Source organism: Pseudoalteromonas sp. 0802, from assembly GCF_013350085.1.
Lineage (GTDB): Bacteria > Pseudomonadota > Gammaproteobacteria > Enterobacterales > Alteromonadaceae > Pseudoalteromonas.
Window position 1 is genome coordinate 1 of sequence record NZ_JABVXE010000098.1, and the last position, 403, is coordinate 403.

Genomic DNA, 403 nt, shown 5'->3' on the forward strand with positions numbered 1-403 from the left:
GATTACCCAAACTTTGCCTCTGCATGTGAGCAGTTTCACCAAGATAACGACGGCGTAAAGTTTTTACCCTATGGCAGCCGTTCGAACTTAGGGTTAGACTTTTCATGTATTATAGAGAGTTGTCAGCAGCTTAATACAGCGATGACAGCTGGTTTTTATTTGACTGCCCAGCCCATGTTGATGTGCACCGCTATTCGCTAAATGAAGACGATATATTCCTTGAGATTATTAATTGTGATGCAATTTGTCACAGTTTTGCTTTCAAACGTTTAAACACTCTAAAGCAGGCTGAATCATCATGGCAGCATTATTTTTTAACCAATAATTATAATTCAGCCTCTGAGCTTGAATCAGATTTATTGCAGCTTTGGCAAACTGAATTACCATTAATTGCACCTTTATA

At 38.2% G+C, this 403-nt stretch carries 1 protein-coding gene and 1 pseudogene; both read left to right on the top strand.

Annotated elements, in window-relative coordinates:
• Nucleotides 1–201: pseudogene (locus HUS61_RS21330) on the top strand (hypothetical protein); the annotation flags it as partial.
• Nucleotides 183–403: cellulose synthase operon protein YhjQ/BcsQ (locus tag HUS61_RS22050; protein ID WP_404936087.1), on the top strand; the 221-nt coding region annotated here is incomplete at its 3' end. The pseudogene HUS61_RS21330 and the gene HUS61_RS22050, both read left to right, overlap by 19 nt.